This window comes from Lutibacter flavus (assembly GCF_900188355.1).
Classification (GTDB): Bacteria; Bacteroidota; Bacteroidia; order Flavobacteriales; family Flavobacteriaceae; genus Lutibacter; species Lutibacter flavus.
Genome location: NZ_FZNX01000002.1, coordinates 226,414 through 242,069, shown reverse-complemented (window position 1 = coordinate 242,069; position 15,656 = coordinate 226,414). Strand labels below are relative to the sequence as shown.

The 15,656-nt window shown below is 30.5% G+C and carries 13 protein-coding genes; 1 reads left to right on the top strand and 12 read right to left on the bottom strand.

Features of this window, described 5'->3' with window-relative positions; translation table 11 throughout:
* Positions 1-70 precede the first annotated feature (70 nt).
* The 12 genes from CHB63_RS07215 to CHB63_RS07160 all read right to left on the bottom strand — a co-directional run bounded on the left by CHB63_RS07215 (position 71) and on the right by CHB63_RS07160 (position 14,419).
* Complete coding sequence (locus CHB63_RS07215; RefSeq protein ID WP_089377782.1) at positions 71-1,045, bottom strand: DUF4837 family protein; 975 nt, start codon at positions 1,043-1,045, stop codon at positions 71-73.
* Position 1,046: 1 nt separating this feature from the next.
* On the bottom strand, positions 1,047-2,588 hold the full coding sequence (locus tag CHB63_RS07210) for a lytic transglycosylase domain-containing protein (protein WP_089377781.1): 1,542 nt from the start codon (positions 2,586-2,588) through the stop codon (positions 1,047-1,049).
* Between the two features lie 6 nt (positions 2,589-2,594).
* Entirely contained in the window at positions 2,595-3,545 is a 951-nt protein-coding gene (locus CHB63_RS07205; protein WP_089377780.1) for an OmpA family protein, read from the bottom strand.
* A 20-nt stretch (positions 3,546-3,565) separates the two neighbouring features.
* The gene (locus tag CHB63_RS07200; protein ID WP_089377779.1) at positions 3,566-4,324 is read right to left on the bottom strand and encodes an exodeoxyribonuclease III; all 759 of its coding nucleotides are present in this window, start codon (positions 4,322-4,324) and stop codon (positions 3,566-3,568) included.
* 1 nt (position 4,325) lies between these two features.
* A complete protein-coding gene (locus CHB63_RS07195) occupies positions 4,326-6,146 on the bottom strand; it encodes an AMP-binding protein (RefSeq protein ID WP_089377778.1) in 1,821 nt (606 codons plus the stop codon).
* 8 nt (positions 6,147-6,154) lie between these two features.
* The gene (locus CHB63_RS07190) at positions 6,155-8,446 is read right to left on the bottom strand and encodes a transglycosylase domain-containing protein (protein WP_089377777.1); all 2,292 of its coding nucleotides are present in this window, start codon (positions 8,444-8,446) and stop codon (positions 6,155-6,157) included.
* Positions 8,446-8,886: a gliding motility lipoprotein GldH gene (locus tag CHB63_RS07185; RefSeq protein WP_245856877.1), complete on the bottom strand. Its 441-nt coding sequence runs from the start codon at positions 8,884-8,886 to the stop codon at positions 8,446-8,448. The genes CHB63_RS07190 and CHB63_RS07185 overlap by 1 nt, the downstream gene beginning before the upstream one ends.
* Positions 8,887-8,920: 34 nt before the next feature.
* Positions 8,921-10,303 carry a PSP1 domain-containing protein gene (locus CHB63_RS07180; protein ID WP_089377775.1) on the bottom strand — a complete coding sequence of 461 codons (1,383 nt, stop codon included), beginning with the start codon at positions 10,301-10,303 and terminating at the stop codon, positions 8,921-8,923.
* 115 nt (positions 10,304-10,418) lie between these two features.
* Positions 10,419-10,649 carry a ferredoxin gene (locus CHB63_RS07175; RefSeq protein ID WP_089377774.1) on the bottom strand — a complete coding sequence of 77 codons (231 nt, stop codon included), beginning with the start codon at positions 10,647-10,649 and terminating at the stop codon, positions 10,419-10,421.
* A complete protein-coding gene (locus CHB63_RS07170; protein ID WP_089378124.1) occupies positions 10,649-11,893 on the bottom strand; it encodes a peptidase U32 family protein in 1,245 nt (414 codons plus the stop codon). Before CHB63_RS07170 ends, CHB63_RS07175 begins: the two co-directional genes overlap by 1 nt.
* Positions 11,894-11,895: 2 nt before the next feature.
* Positions 11,896-12,927, bottom strand: a complete 1,032-nt coding sequence (gene trhO / locus CHB63_RS07165; RefSeq protein WP_089377773.1) for an oxygen-dependent tRNA uridine(34) hydroxylase TrhO — start codon at positions 12,925-12,927, stop codon at positions 11,896-11,898.
* A gap of 145 nt (positions 12,928-13,072) precedes the next feature.
* The gene (locus tag CHB63_RS07160; protein WP_089377772.1) at positions 13,073-14,419 is read right to left on the bottom strand and encodes a Kelch repeat-containing protein; all 1,347 of its coding nucleotides are present in this window, start codon (positions 14,417-14,419) and stop codon (positions 13,073-13,075) included.
* 205 nt (positions 14,420-14,624) lie between these two features.
* Between CHB63_RS07160 and CHB63_RS07155 the strand changes: the two genes are divergently transcribed.
* On the top strand, positions 14,625-15,629 hold the full coding sequence (locus tag CHB63_RS07155; RefSeq protein ID WP_089377771.1) for an aspartate-semialdehyde dehydrogenase: 1,005 nt from the start codon (positions 14,625-14,627) through the stop codon (positions 15,627-15,629).
* Positions 15,630-15,656 lie beyond the last annotated feature (27 nt).

The window sequence follows — 15,656 nt, the reverse complement described above, 5'->3', positions numbered from 1 at the left end:
ATTTTAGTTTATATAAAAAAAGCAGTTCTGGATATCTAGAACTGCTTTTTTTATGAAATTAAATTAATCTTTAATTAATTTTTAATGTTTTTAAAATTGCCTCTAGCTCAAACATATAATCACGCTTATTAATTGAAGGTGCATATGTTAAACCTTCAACAACAACTAAACGATTATTTGGCTTATCAACAACGGTATAACTTAAAAAAGGACCTGCCATGTATACATTTTTAACTTCCCATTTACCTCTTGTTTCAAAAGCTTTTTTACCATCCAATTCAACTTGAAAAATATGAGGGGAGTAAGCCTCTTCGGTAATCATATATGAATCTTCAATTTGTCCTGGAATATTTTTTTTACCAAATGCGTCTCTAATTGCTACAATGTTATTCCCATTTTCATCATCTTCCGAAGTAATTGGAACTGTATAAGCCATAAATTCCATACTATTATCTCCATTTAAATGATAACGATACCAAACAAAATCTCCATTATCTTCTACTTTAGAATATTTTTTAGGTATTTTAAGAAAGTAGCCTTGCTTATTAAAAGTATTAATTTGACTTGGGTCCCAATACTCCTTTAGAGTTTTTTGCTGTACAGCCTTTAAGTCAGCTTCTTTAAATATTGATACTATTTTTTTACTATTCTTTTTTAATGCAATAATAATATCTTCTTTGCTTTTTCCAATAATTGTAATAATTTTTTGCGGTGCAGCATAAACATTTGTTGCAACATTAAAAGAGTTTTCTTCTCCAACCCCAATATTTAAAACACTTCTTGTTGCTCTAAACATACTTCCAAAACTATCAGGCGGAACCTGAGAAACTTCAAATTGAGCTTCGGGCTGAGGTAAACCTAATACTGGTTCGGCAATTATTTTTCGAAGTTCATCACCTAATTCACCTTGCCATTCACTATTCTTCATGACCACAAGTAAATGATTAATTCTTCCGTTTGCTCCTTTTAAAACTTTTTTATCTTCTCCTGTTCCACAAGAAAAAAATAAAATTGCAGCGACTAAAATTATGCTAAATTTTTTCATATTAAATTTTAAATATTTTCAATTTGGTTCCTGGTTTTAAACTTCTAACACTCCAAATATTGTTCCAATCTTTAATATTATTAACAGAAACATTCGAATATTTTTGAGCAATTAACCAAAGAGAGTCTCCAGACTTAACCACATACGTTTCATATTTTCCAGTTGGAATTTCTTTTTTTGGAGATTTACTAGTTGGTTTTTTACTTACAACAGTGCTTGATTTTCTAGGGTGAATTGTTAATCGTTGCCCAATACTTAAGCGATTAGACCTTAAATTATTCCAACGTTTAATATTGCTTACGGAAACTCCAAATTTATTAGCTATTCTTCCTAAATAGTCTCCACTTCTTACCCTGTAAACTGTTCTTGCACTTTCTTCAATATATTCTGGTAACGGTTTTTCTCGTTTTGCCTCCTCAACATCTGCAAACGCATAAATTTCTTTTTCATTACTTAAAAATTCTCCAATATCCTTTACGGGTAATGTAAGTGTATAATTCTTCCCTTTTATGTAAGGAACAATATCTAATTTATATTGTGGATTTAAAAATTGAAGTACTTCAATATCTACATTTAGAGTTTCATAAATTTGTTCAAAAGTAAGTTGTCTTTTTACTTGAACTGTGTCCGTTTCAAAATAAGCAAGTGAGTTTTCTTTCGCTTTAATATTGTGTTCATTTGCATATTCAAAAATGTATAATGTAGCATAAAAAGCTGGTACATAACCTGCTGTTTCTCGAGGTAAATTATGACGAATATTCCAATAATTTCTACTTCCGCCAGATCTTCTTATTGCTTTGCTAACATTTCCTGGTCCAGAATTATATGCTGCTAATGCTAAATCCCAATCTCCAAATATTTTATACAAACTTGCCAAATACTTACAGGCGGCTTCTGTTGCTTTATAAGGGTCTGAACGTTCATCTACATAAGAACTTACATTTAAGTCGAACTGTTTCCCTGTTTGGTACATAAATTGCCATAATCCAGTTGCTCCAACTCTAGAGCGTGCTCTTGGTCTTAGGGCAGATTCTACAATAGCCAAATATTTAATTTCCAATGGCACATCATACCTATCTAATTGTTCTTCAAATAATGGAAAGTAAAATCGTGCTTTTTCCATTAAATTTGAGAAAGAGGATTTTCTTCTTTTTAAGTAGGTTTTAATAATTTGCTCTAAACTTTTATTGTATTCAATATGAAACGGTGTTTGAGTATTTAAATGCTCTAATCGTTCTTTTAATAATTCGGTTGGTAATTCTTCTAGTTCTGTAACTAAAATTTCGTCATCTCTTAAAATATATTGAATCGTATCATACAACGGAGATTTAATTAACTCGTTCATCCACAAACTATCAATTAAAGTTGCCTCTTTATGATTTATAAAGCCTAATGAATCTGAGCTTTTTAAGAACAGGGTATCACTGTTTGAAAACAATTCTTTAGTGTCTTCAATTTTTTGAATTTTAATTGTGTCTGGTTTTGTTTGTGAAAATCCAAGATTAACAACTAGTAATAATACTATTATTTGTAATTTATTCATTAATTATTAGTCTTTTAAAAGTTTAGATATTTCATCTAAATTAGGAGCTAAAATTATTTCAATTCTTCTGTTTTTTGCTTTTCCTTCGGAAGTGCTATTTGAGTCAATTGGAACAAATTCACTTCTTCCTGCTGCTGTAATTTGAGTTGGATCTACCCCTTTACTTTTTAAAATTCTAACAATGGCAGTTGCACGTTTTACCGATAAATCCCAATTATCTATTAAGGTTGAACCTGTATATGGAACATTATCCGTATGTCCTTCAATAAGCACATTAATATCTGAATTTTCTGATAAAACACTAGCCAATTGTTCAACTGCTTTTTTTCCTTCTGAACCAACAGCCCAACTTCCTGAATCAAACAATAATTTATTTTCCATAGAAACGTAAATTTTTCCATTTTTATGAACTACTGTTAATCCGTTTCCTTCAAAGTTATGAAGCGCATTAGAAATTGCATTTTTTAATTGTTGCATTTGTGCTTCCTTGGCGTTTATTAAACTTTGTAATTCATCTACTTCTTCAGCTCGTAAACTTAGCTCTGTTTGTAACTTCTCTAAACGTAAGCTTTCTTCCACTAATTTTCGTTCCTTTTCTTCAAGTTGCGCTAATAATTCCTGATTTTTTTGAGATTGCTCAGCTAATTCTTTTGAACTTTGAGTTGAAAGAACTCCATAAGAATCTTGTAGATTTTTAAACTTATTTTGCAATGAAGCATATTCATTTTCTAAAATAGTTTTTTTGGTTTTAAGCTCTTTTAACTGAACATTCAAACTTGTCAAATCCGATTCTAAGCCTTTTTTTACAGCTAATAAATCATCTTTTTCTTGAATCAACTCTGAATTTGAAGTACGTAATTTATTAAATTTTGTTTCTAATTCCTGGTACACTTTTTTAGAAACACAAGAATTTAATGTGAATACTATTACGAATAAAATTGCTATTTTTTTTAACATACTATTGTTTTTAAATTTTATTATTCAATTTCAACTACTATTGGGCAATGATCTGAATGTTTTGCTTCTGGTAAAATATAAGCTCTTTTAATTCTATCTTTCAAAGGTTCACTTACCATATTGTAATCTATGCGCCATCCTTTATTATTATTTCTGGCATTTGCTCTGTAACTCCACCAAGAGTAATGATGTGGTTCTTTGTTTAAATGACGAAAGGAATCTATAAAACCGCTGTCAATAAAACTTCCAATCCATTCTCTTTCCTCAGGCAAAAATCCTGAAACACCTTTCATTTTTGGATTGTGAATATCAATTTCTTCATGACAAATATTATAATCGCCACATATAATTATATTTGGAATTTCTTTTTTTAAATCATTTACATATTCCTGAAATTTAGCCATATAGTTAAATTTAAAATCCAGACGCGCATCATTTGTTCCAGAAGGCAAATACAAACTCATTACAGAAAAATCTTCAAAATCTATACGTAAATTTCTACCTTCAAAATCCATTGATTCAATTCCAGTTCCATACTCAACATGTTTTGGTTCATGTTTCGATAAAATGGCAACACTACTATATCCTTTCTTCTCCGCAGAAAACCAATAGTGATAATTAAAGCCCGCGTCTTCAAACAAGCTTAAATCTAATTGTTCTTTATGAGCTTTTGTTTCCTGAATACAAACAACATCTGGTTTTGCGGCATCAAGCCATTCAATAAAACCCTTTTTTAATGCTGCTCTAATTCCGTTTACGTTATATGATATTATTTTCATTTTAGTTGTTTTCGTATAAATCTCTTAACTTTCTTCGCATTACTTTATTTGATGCTGTTCTTGGCAATATATCAATTTTAATTAAATCGGTTAATTTAAATAATGGATTCAATTGAATTTTAATACTGTTTTTAGCACTTTGAAATCGTTCTTGTTTAGTTAATTTAGAATCCCTTTCAACATAATAAACCACTAATTCACTTGGACCTCCACCTTTTGGTGAAACAGCAATAGCGGCAGCTTCTTTCACAAATTCTAATTTATTCAAAATTGCTTCTATTTGTACCGAACTCACCTTAATTCCTCCTAAATTAATTGCATCATCAACTCTTCCTTGCGCCTTATAAAAGCCATTTTCTAATTGTTCCAATTGATCCCCATGTCTTCTTAATAATTGGCCTTTATAATTTGGGGTGTTTTTGTAATAAACATCAAAATGATTTCTGTTCAATAAGGTAGTTGATAATCCCATAATTGGCGGAATTAAAAACAATTCTCCTTTGTTTGCAATATTATTATTTTCATCTAATAACACAAATTCCCCACCCAAAGCTTGTGTTGAAAACGTACTTGCTATATTTGGTTGAACTACAGTACTTGTAACGTAACCTCCACCAATTTCGGTACCACCACAGTATTCAATTACAGGTTTATTATTTGCTAATTGCATCAAATATTCCATTTCTGCCGGATTAGAAACTTCACCCGTGGAGCTAAAACATTTTATTGAGTCCCAATTAAATGTCTCCATACATTTAGAACTTTTCCAATATTTCACAAAACTTGGAATTACTCCAAGCATCGTAACTTTTGCATCTTGAACAAACTTTCCAAAGCCTTTTCCTGTTGGAGCTCCATAATATAAAGCTAAAGTTGCTTTATTAATTAATGTCGCAAAAACCAGCCAAGGCCCCATCATCCAACCTAAATTTGTTGGCCAGCAAACTACATCGTTTCTATGAATGTCCTGATGATAATATCCATCACTAGCTCCTTTTATTGGAGTTGTATGTGTCCAGGGAATTGCCTTTGGTTCTCCAGTTGTTCCTGATGAAAATAAGATCGTAATTATATCCTCTGGGTTTTGAATAACGGATTTAAACTCATTATTATTGCTTAAAAAAATGCTCCAATAAATATCTTCTTTTCTTAAATTACTTTGCGCTTTTGAAGTTTTTAAAACAATTGCTTTTGGTGCATTTGCTTCAATAACTTTTAAATACAACGGGATTTCTTTTCCTGCCCTATGCAATACATCTTGAGTGAAAATTACCTTAGGTTTCGTAATTTTTAATCGTACTTCAATTTCATTTGGCGTAAAACTATCTGCAATGGTAACAATTGGCATTCCTGCCTTTATTCCAGCTAAATATAAAGCAACAGCCTCCAAGGTCATTGGCATATCAATTGCAATTTTATCTCCAACTTTTAATCCAAGATTAACGAGTCCGTTTGCAATTTTATTTACCAAACTTAAAAGCTCTTTTTGGGAAACTTTTTGAATTTGTTCTCCTTCTTTTTGAAAAACTAAAACCGTTGCATTATCATCATTCTGAAAACAAGAATCTACAATATTTAATTTAGCGTTTTTTAACCATTCTGCATTTTCAACACCATTAGAAATATCTACAATTGAAGTAAATTCTTTAGCTTGTTTTATCCCTAAATTTAGAACTGTAGCTGCCCAAAATTCTTCTTTATTTAAAATTGACCATTTCCAAAAATCATTATAATTTTCAAAACCATATTGTTGCATCATTTTATAAATGTTGCTCCCTTCAATAGTTTTTTTTGATGGCTTCCAAATAGAATTACTATTCATTTTTATAGTTAAAATTCAGGATCTTCCTCTTTTGAATCTAAAATATTTTGATCATCCTCATCATTAGAACAATCAATTTCAATACTTAAATCTTCTGGTTTTTCAAATTCTTCTTTGCTAATATTCAATTTTGAATCAGCATATAATTTTTGATAATACAAGGCCCAAATTGGTAAGGCCATTGTTGCTCCCTGTCCTTTTGTAATTCCTGCAAAATGTGTAGCTCTATCTTCACCTCCAACCCAAACTCCAGTTGCTAAATTTGGAACAATTCCCATAAACCAACCATCAGATTGATTTTGAGTTGTACCCGTTTTACCAGCAATTGGGTTTGTAAATTCATAAGGATATCCTGTAACTACATTGTCGGGGTAACTACCCCATTTGCTACGCAAACGAATACCGGAACCTGATTGTGTTACTCCTTCCAATAAATTAATAATAACATAAGCAGATTCTTCGCTTAATACTTCTTTAGAATTTGGTGTAAATTGCTCTAAAACAGTTCCGTTTTTATCTTCAATTCTTAATAACATCATTGGCTCAACTTGCAAACCTTTGTTAGCAAATGTTGAATAAGCTCCAACCATTTCAAATAACGACAAATCAACAGACCCAAGTGCTATTGCAGGCACTTCTGGTATTTCAGTTGTTATACCAGCACTATGAGCTAAATTTGCAACATTTTTGGGGTTTACCATATCAATCAATCTAGCTGTAATCACATTTACCGATCCTGCTAAAGCTTCTTTTAAAGTAAGTTCTCCTCCATAATTTTCAGTTGCATTTTTTGGAGTCCAATCTTCTGGCATTACATACTTTTCCTTTGGAATTGTATACAACGTGTTTGGGTACTTTGTGCAAGGTGATAGGTTTAACTGATTGATTGCTGTTGCGTACACAAATGGTTTAAAGGTAGATCCTACCTGGCGTTTTTGTTGCTTTACAGCATCATATTGAAAATGTTTATAATTAATACCTCCAACCCAAGCTTTTACATGGCCTGTTTGTGGCTCAACAGACATTAATCCGGATCTTAAAATATGTTTGTAATATTTTATAGAATCTTTTGGCGACATTAAAGTGTCAATTTCTCCTTTCCAAGAAAAAACACTCATTTCAGTTTTTTTATCGAAAGAAGCTTTAATTTCTTTTACAGAAGCTCCTTGAGCTTTCATTCTTCTCCAACGATTAGATCTCTTCATTGCCTGTTCCATAGTACCAGCAATTTCATTTTTATCTAAATCATAAAATGGGGCAGTTCTATTATTTTTTTGTTCTTTATAAAAAACTCGTTGCAAGTTTGCCATATGCTCTGCCATAGCCTCTTCCGCATAATTTTGCATACGTGAATCTAAAGTAACATAGATTTTTAATCCATCTCTATGTAAATTGTATTCCGTTCCATCAGGTTTTGGATTGTTTTTAATCCAGGTTTTCATAAAGTCACGTAAATATTCTCTAAAGTAAGTTGCTGAACCGTCACTGTGTGTCTCCCTATTTACATTTAATTCTAAGCCTTTTTGTTGTAATGAATCTTTCAATTTTTCTGAAATAAAATCATTCCTATTCATTTGAGCTAGAACTGTATTTCTACGATTTTTTACCAATTCTTCTCTTCTAAGTGGATTGTAATATGACGCATTTTTAAGCATTCCAACCAACATTGCAGATTCTGACACTGTTAAATCAATAGGTTCTTTTCCAAAATAAATACGGGATGCAGATCTTATTCCAACAGCTAAATTTAAAAAGTCGTACTTATTTAAGTACATTGTTAAAATTTCTTGCTTGGTATATTGTCTTTCTAAACGAACGGCAATTACGTATTCTTTAAATTTTTGAAGTACTCTTTCTCCTAAATTTTTAGAACCTTCTCCTGTAAATAACAATTTTGCTAATTGTTGGGTAATCGTACTTCCCCCACCATCTTTACCTAATTTTAAAATAGCACGAGATGTTGCTTTAAAATCAATACCAGAATGCTCATAAAAACGCTCGTCTTCAGTGGCAACTAGTGCTTTTAATAAATTTTGTGGTAAATCTTTATATTTTACAGGGGTTCTATTTTCTTTAAAATATTTGCCTAGTGTTTTACCATCAATAGAAATAACTTCTGTAGCTAAATTATTTTCTGGATTTTCTAATTCTTCAAAAGTAGGTAGGGTGCCAAAAAAGCCCCAGGAAGCAAATAAAAATAGTAGTATTATTGCAAATGTACCTCCCAAAATGGTTACCCAAAACCATTTAATATATTTTGAAAAATTATTGTTATTGTTAGCAGTTTGTTTTTTTGTCATTATTTTACTTTTTCAATACTTAATCCTACATCTGTAATCCCGGTTAAAGGATTTTTACCTTCAATATCATGAATGCTTCTTGTAGCATGTTGAATATTAAATTTATAATCACCTTTTTCTGAAAACACTACGTTTTCCTTATAAAAAAGTTTGTTTTCTTTTAATTCTGTAAACCCTGTACCTAACCAATTCCCTTCAGAATCAGTCATTTCATACTCTAAAGTATCAACAACCTGAAAACCGTTTGGGAATTCAATTTTAGTAATTAAAAACAAGGAACTAAATTCATAGTTTTTATTGTTTCTAATATTTATAAACACATTTTTTTTAGAAATAGTATCTAAGTTATTTACAACAAACTCAATAGTATTATTAGAAAACCATTGGTGGCTTTCAATTGGAGTGTATTTATTATAATCCATATTTATATTGCAGGACATCAAAAGCATCCCACAAAAGAGTATGGTCAAATAATTATTCATTTGTTTTATTGTCTGCACTTTTTCTTGGTGGTCTTCTTTTTTTATTTCTATTAGGTTTTTTATTTGGCTGATTTACTGTTCCTGTCCCTTCAGTTTTTTGCTGCGGATTTATTGGTTTATTCTTTTGATTTGGATTCGGTTTTTTAAAACCTGGTCCTTGTTTCTTTTGATTCGGATTTTGGTTAGGCTGCCTTGTTTTCTGTTTATTTTGATTTGGATTCGGCTTGTTTTGCCCAACAGCTTGTTTTTTTCTTCTTTTATTTTTATTTCTTTTATTTCTTTTTGGAGCATCAAAACGAGTTAAACTATCTTGCCCAACAACATTTTCAAAATCCGCTACAGTTTCTTCAACTAAATCCGCTTCATATTCTTCTAAAGAAATTGCCTTTTCTCCATTTTTATTTAAATCAATAATTTCTTGAACCTGCTCTAAAGTAAGCTTAAACCATTTACTCCTATTTTCAATGTATGTATACCAAAACAACCCTTTAAAAATGTCCATTTTAACAAATGAAGCATTTCCTTTCTCAGTTCTTAAAATAACCTCCTGCTTTGGAAAAGCTTTTAATGCATCTAAATAAGTATCTAATTCATAGTTTAAACAGCACTTTAATTTTCCACACTGACCTGCAAGTTTTTGGGGATTTAAAGACAATTGTTGGTAACGAGCTGCAGTTGTATTTACTTTTCGTAAATCTGTTAACCAAGTAGAACAACACAATTCTCTTCCACAAGATCCAACACCTCCAAGACGCGCTGCTTCTTGACGTAAACCAACTTGTTTCATTTCAATTCGAATACTAAAAGCACTTGCTAAATCTCTAATTAACTGTCTAAAATCTACACGATCATCTGCAGTATAATAAAATGTAGCTTTATTCCCATCTCCCTGATATTCAACATCAGAAAGTTTCATTTTTAAACCTAGTCTTCCTAAAATTTCTCTTCCTTTATACTGAGTTTCATATTCTTTATCTCGTGCAGCTTGCCATATATCAATATCCCTTTGGGTAGCTTTTCGGTATATTTTTTTAATTTCTTCACTATCCATTGCCACACCTTTCTTTTTCATTTGAACTTTAATAAGTTCTCCAACCAAAGAAACGGTTCCAATATCGTGTCCTGGATTTCCTTCTACAGCAATTATATCACCAATTGAAATTTGTAAATTATCTTGATTTCTAAAAAAGTGTTTTCTTCCGTTTTTGAAACGAACTTCAACTATATTTACAGGATCTTGACCTGTTGGTAGTGCCATGTTGGATAACCAATCGAACACCGAAAGTTTATCACAGTCGCCTGTGCCACAACTTCCATTACTTTTACATCCTTTCGGGACACTATTTATATCTGAAGAGCAACTATTACAGCTCATATATTTCTATTTTTATATTAAGTTAAGAAAAATTGAAAAAATCAATTTTACAATCTTCACTAATTTGTAAAGATATAATTAAAATTACTAAACATAAAACGTTAAAATGGTACTTTTAAGTCTGTTTTATGCCAATAATTTTTACTGGACAAGCTTCTTTTGCTTTTATACTATCATCAAAAATTGTATAATCGGATGATTTTAAAGTGAAAAAACCTTTTTTTTCTTTTGAATGAAGCAAGACAGATTTTCCGTCTTTTTTAGACATTTGAAACTGAGCCGGAGCCAATTCAACACAATAATTACAACCAATGCACTTAGCTCTTTGCAATGTAATAATAACCATTAAGCTTCTACCGTGTTTTTAACAATTTTATACAATTTATCTGAAGGTCTAATTCTAAATTCTAATGGAATTGTGCAAGAATCTCCTTTTGTAGCCTTTTCTCCTTTAACATCATTTACATACATTTCTTTCACTTCCATTTCTTGTGCTCCTGTTGTTGGGCCCGTAATTAAAATAGTATCTCCAATTGAAATATCGTATGCTTCAATTTTAAATTCTCCAATATTTGCTTTTGGATAGTAATGCATTCCTTTTCCTAAATACACCTTTTTTTGAGTTGCATGACTTCCAGACCCATTACTCCATTCACCAAGTTTTTGACCTAAATAATAGCCACTCCAAAAACCTCTGTTATAAACTTTCTCTAGCTCTAACATCCAAGAAATTACTTTTTCTTTGTTGTAAGTTCCAGCTTCAATACTATCAATAGCATCACGGTAACATTTAATAACTTTAGCTACATATTCGGGAGCTCTACCTCTTCCCTCAATTTTTAACACTTTTACACCAGCATCCGCAATTTGATCTAAAAAATCGATGGTGCATAAATCTTTTGGAGACATAATATATTCATTATCTAACTCCATTTCAATACCTGTTTCCTGATCAATAACCGTATATTTTTTCCTACAGTTTTGCTTACAAGCACCTCTATTTGCCGAAGAATTATAGGAATGCAAACTCATATAACACTTACCTGAAACTGCCATACACAAAGCACCATGTCCAAAAATTTCGATTTCCAAAAGTTTCCCGGAAGGTCCACAAATATTTTCTTTTTCTATTTGCTCGGTAATTTTCTTCACTTGGCGTAAACTCAATTCTCTACTCAATACCATAGTATCAGCAAACATTGCATAAAACCTCGCCGTTTCTATATTAGTAATGTTTATTTGAGTAGAAATATGCACTTCCATTCCAATTGCTCTAGCTGATGCAATTACAGCCTGATCCATTGCAATTACCGCAGTTATATCTGCATCTTTTGATTTTTGAAGCAAGGTTTTTACGATTGATAAATCGTGATCGTAAATAATCGTGTTTAAAGTAAGATAGGTTCTAACATTTTTTGCTTTACATCTATCAGAAATTTCTTGTAAATCCTCTAAAGTGAAATTTATAGATGCTCTAGCTCGCATATTTAATTGTTCTACACCAAAATAAATGGAATCTGCTCCATTATCTAATGCTGCTTGTAAAGATTCAAAATTTCCAGCCGGAGCCATTAGTTCAATTTTCTGCATCATTATTTTTTATATTTTAAAACTTCTGAACGTCCTTTTTTAAATATTTTATTGCTATTTGGAATTCCTTTTCGCAATTCTTTTTGTTCTTCAAATGGTAATTGTATAATTTCCTTACATTCTATAGAACAACAGGTTTCCATTTTTTTTGAACACTTTTCACATTGAATAAACAATAAATGACAAGCTTCATTTGCACAGTTTACATGCATATCACAAGGTTCACCACATTGATGGCAATTTGCAATAACATCTTCTGTTATTCTTTCAGATCTTCTGTGATCAAAAACAAAGTTTTTACCTATAAATTTATTCTCTAATTCTTGCTCTTTTACTTGACGAGTATATTCTATAATTCCACCTTCCAACTGAAAAACATTTTTAAAGCCTTTGTGTTTATAGTATGCACTGGCTTTTTCACAACGAATTCCTCCGGTACAATACATTAACAAGTTTTTATCTTCTTTGTGATCTTTTAAATCCTCTTCAATAATATCTAAAGAATCTCTAAAAGTGTCAACATCTGGAGTTACAGCCGTTTTAAAATGACCAATTTCACTTTCGTAATGATTTCGCATATCAACACATACAGTATTTGGATCTTCCAATAACTTATTAAATCCTTCAGCATCTAAATGAATTCCAATATTGGTAACATCAAACGTATCATCGTTTAAACCATCGGCAACAATTTTATCTCTAACCTTTACCTTTAATTTTAAAAAGGATTTATTGTCCTGTTCTATGGCAATATTTAATCGACAATCTTTTAAAAATGAAATACTATCTAGTTGCTCTTTTAGTGCAGCCAGATTTTCTGCAGGAACAGAAATTTGAGCATTAATTCCTTCGTTAGAAACATAAGTTCTTCCTAATACCTCAAGATTATCCCATTCAATAAACAAATGGTTTCTTAATATTTGTGGATTTTCTATCTTATAATATTGATAGAATGATATGGTTAAACGGTCTTTTCCCGCCTCATCAATTAAATGAGCACGTTCTTCGGCGCTTAACTTATTGTACAGTTGCATGCTATACCTTTTTAGTTAAACAATAGTTGAGAATAATAAATTATCCTTTTTGAATTTTTGCAAAAATACGTATTTTCTAACAACTAATGATTATTCAAAAAAATAATCGTTTTTGATTTAGATTTGAATTACAATAAGTAATAATTTATAGTGTTTTTGAATTATTAATCTTTGTATTATTAAATTCATTAATATCAATACTAAAGAGCCCTTTTGATGGATATAAAGAGTAGTTATTTTTTCTAAATCCACCTAAAATATATAATTTATTATCAGCAAAATACAACTCAGAAGTTTCTAAGGGTAAGTCTATTAAATACTCGTTTAGTTCTTTAGAATCAATATTGTAGGTGTTTATTTTTCCATCATTAAAAAAATAAATCACATTTTTATTATGCGTTATTGCTGGTTTATTAATTCCGTAAAAGATATTTCCTTCTTTTTTCCATTTTTGAGTTTTAAGATCAAAGACTTCTACGGATGACAAAGAATGCTTATTAAAACCTCCTATTAAATATATTTTATCATTTACTAAAACCCCTTTTACCTCCTTGGCAATTGGCATATTTCCTATTTGATACCAATTTCCTGTCTTAAAATCATACAAATGAACTTTATTAAAATATTCTTTAAATCCATTATTTTTCATTTTTAGGGATCCTCCCATTAAAACCAATTTATCTTTATAAATAAATGATGAAAAATCAACTGCCTGATGGGGATTTGTATTGTCAATAATTATGGTATCCTTATCTACATCATAAACTTCTATTTTATCATCTAAATATTCAAATTTTTCATTTGCAGAAATATTTTTACCCCCTAATACATATAATTTATTGTTATAATAATTTAAATTATGATAGGCTCTTTTTTTAAATTTTGAATTTGAATTTGTCCAAACATTATTTTTAATATCATATGTTTGTAAATCTCCATTATAACTTTCTTTCTTAAAATTTCGAGCTGTTCCATCAATAAATCTTTTAAGAGCCCTTTCTGGATCATATTCCAATAACCTCTTGAATTCATTTTGTTCAAAAGAAGTATCACCACCAACAACATAAATTTTTCCATCTTTTAGTATAGAGCCAAAAGAATGCACCGCACTTTTCATTGTAGAAAGCGTTTTATATGAAATGGTTTTTTTTAGGTTTCTACTCTGAGAAATATTCACTTCATCCAACTTCTTTAAATCAATTAAAAGATTAACTGAATAATTTTTCTTCTTTGGAACGTAAGGAATTTCTAATTCTTTATAAGTAATATGTGTAAAACGAATAGTCCCATTTTTTACAATTTTATATGGAAATTTTAAATAGTAAACTCCTTTTTCATTAGTTACTGCCCCTCTATTTATTACCTCCATATAAACATTAGCCCCCTCAATAGGTTCATTAGTTTGTGCATCCAATACTTTTCCTTCTATGTATTGTGAAAAGGATAAAAAAGATGAAAATGAAAAGATGAAAAAGAGTGTAAAATTTTTCATTCCAAAGTAGATTAGAGTTGTAAAAGAGCATCAAAAACTATTCCTAACACATAAAAATATAGGTTTTTATTGAATTAAAATCCTAAATATTTCAATATTCTCTTTTTAACAAAAAATTATTTATTTGTTAATTTTTATTTATTACTATTGGTTTGTCACCTTTTTTTACAAAATTTGCATCAATATTAAAATAAAAAATAAAAAGATGAAAGTAGCTGTTGTAGGCGCTACCGGTATGGTAGGAAACGTAATGTTACAAGTTTTAGCGGAAAGAAATTTTCCAATTACTGAATTATTATTGGTTGCCTCAGAAAGATCAAAGGGTAAACAAATGGAATATAAAGGTAAAACTTATACGGTTATAGGTTTACAAGATGCAGTTGATGCGCGCCCTGATATTGCTTTATTTTCAGCTGGTGGAACTACTTCTGAAGCTTGGGCTCCTAAATTTGCTGAAGTTGGTTGTACTGTTGTAGATAATTCTTCTGCCTGGAGAATGGATCCTACTAAAAAGTTAGTAGTTCCAGAAATTAACGGAAATGTATTAACAAAGGATGATAAAATTATTGCAAATCCAAACTGTTCTACTATTCAATTAGTAATGGCATTGGCTCCTTTGCACGATAAATATAAAATGAAACGTGTAGTTATTTCTACATACCAATCAGTTTCAGGAACAGGTGTAAAAGCTGTTGAACAATTAGAAAACGAAACTAAAGGAATTAAAGGAGAAATGGCTTACCATTATCCAATAAACAGAAATGCAATTCCTCATTGTGACGATTTTTTAGATAATGGTTACACTAAAGAAGAAATGAAATTGGTTAAAGAACCTAAGAAAATTTTAGGTGACGATTCTTTCTCTATTACAGCAACTGCTGTTCGTATTCCAACTTCTGGAGGGCATTCAGAAGCTGTAAATGTTCAGTTTGAAAATGATTTTGATTTAGCTGATGTTCGTAAATTATTAGTAGAAACTCCTGGAGTTATTGTACAAGATAATTTAGATACAAATACCTATCCTATGCCAATTTATGCGCATAATAAAGATGAAGTTTTTGTGGGTCGTATTCGTAGAGATGAATCTCAACCAAATACATTAAATATGTGGATTGTTGCAGATAATTTGCGTAAAGGTGCCGCTACAAACACCATTCAAATTGGTGAATATTTAATTGAAAACGCATTGGTTGGAACTGCTGTAGTTTAACTAATTGACTGACTTTACATAATAGCA